1 protein-coding gene is annotated in these 1,177 nt (G+C 65.5%); it reads left to right on the top strand.

Annotated elements, in window-relative coordinates; all coding sequences use genetic code 11:
• Positions 1 to 156 precede the first annotated feature (156 nt).
• On the top strand, positions 157 to 1,177 hold a 1,021-nt coding region (locus tag LL06_RS24980; RefSeq protein ID WP_035533474.1), incomplete at its 3' end, for a CapA family protein.

The following is a 1,177-nucleotide window of genomic DNA, read 5'->3' as shown; positions in this document are numbered from 1 at the left end:
CCCCGCGGGCCGCCTTTTCGCTCCCTTCGTGGGCCAGCCCGCCAGGCACGCTTTGCAAGGTGCGGACCGGTTCGGCGTCGATCTTTGCGGTGAAGCCGCGCGCCCCGCCTCTGCGCTCCGCTCTGCTCCGCCTCTCAACAAAAGGTCCCGACGGCAATGATCTCTGCACGCGACTGGAACATCGTGCTCGCGGGGGAGTGCATGATCGCTCGCCCGTTCTCGATGCATGACGATCCGGAGTTCCTGTCTCTCATCGACGACCTGCGCGAATCCGATGTGACCTATGCGCATCTGGAAATGAACTTCGGCAGTTTCTCGGAACTCGACTGGCCGTCGCGCGGCGACTGGATGGCGAGCTACATGATCGCCGAACCGGCGCTGGCCGGGGAGATGGCCTGGGCGGGGATCGACATGGTGTCGCTCGCGCACAACCACAGCATGGACTTCGGCGTGAGCGGCATGGAGGCCACCCGGCGGCATTGCCAGGCGGCCGGCCTGGTCTGCGCGGGAACGGGGTGCGATCTCGAAGAGGCGCGCGAGCCCGCCTATTTCGAAAGCCGCAAGGGGCGGGTTGCGCTGATCTCCGTGAGCACCGGCAACAAGGGCCATGAATGGGCGGGACTGCCCAAGGCGTCGCTCAGGGGACGGCCGGGTGTCAATCCGCTGCGGGTGTCGATGGATTACCGGATCGATGCGGCGGCGGCGGCCGAATTGCGGCGCATGTCCGAGGCGCTCGGCATTGGCCGGACCGACAGAGATGGCGGCATCCGGCTGGCGCTTCCGTCCGGTCAATCAACGCGCGAAACCGTCCGGTTTGTCCCGGGCGACGATTTTGCAATCCGCAGCACGCTTTATCCGCACGATCTGGCGGGAAACCTGCGGTCGATCGGAGAGGCCACGCACATGGCCGATCTGGTGATGGTGGCGCATCACTTCAACATCGCCGAAGGCCCGCGCGGCGACGAGCCGCCCGGCTTTGCCCGCCAGTTCGCCCATGCCGCGATCGACGCGGGGGCGGACATCTATATCGGCCATGGCTGGCACAAGACGCTGGGGATCGAGATCTACAAGGGCAGGCCGATCTTCTACGGGATGGGCAATTTCATCTCCCAGTCCGAATTCATCCGCCGCGTGCCCTATGACAGTTTCGAGGCCTTCGGCCATGACATCGAACGGC

It is taken from the genome of Hoeflea sp. BAL378, assembly GCF_000759435.1.
Classification (GTDB): Bacteria; Pseudomonadota; Alphaproteobacteria; order Rhizobiales; family Rhizobiaceae; genus Hoeflea.
Note: the sequence above shows the minus strand (reverse complement) of the source record. Positions and strands in the feature narration are given on the sequence as shown.